The sequence below is a fragment of the Clostridium pacaense genome, assembly GCF_020709765.2.
GTDB classification, from domain to species: domain Bacteria; phylum Bacillota; class Clostridia; order Lachnospirales; family Lachnospiraceae; genus Enterocloster; species Enterocloster hominis.
In genome coordinates, this window is sequence record NZ_JAJFEB020000288.1 from 1 (window position 1) to 223 (window position 223).

Annotated in this window: 1 protein-coding gene; it reads left to right on the forward strand. The window is 41.7% G+C overall.

Annotated features, from left to right (window positions below; genetic code table 11):
- A partial coding sequence (locus tag LK536_RS59290) for a reverse transcriptase domain-containing protein (protein WP_506092399.1) occupies window positions 1–223 on the forward strand: 223 nt, incomplete at both ends.

A 223-nucleotide genomic window follows, 5' to 3' on the forward strand; every position in this document is an offset into this window, starting at 1 on the left:
TACCGCAAGGCGGCCCCTTGTCAGTCGTGCTATCCAATGTGTATCTTGACAAGTTAGATAAAGAACTGGAGCAGAGGTGGCTTCGTTTTGCAAGATATGCCGATGATACAATGGTATTTACCAAAAGTGAAATGGCAGCCAACAGAGTAATGAAATCCATTACAGATTGGATAGAAAGAAAACTGTTCCTCAAAGTGAATGCGACAAAAACCAAAGTAGTCAG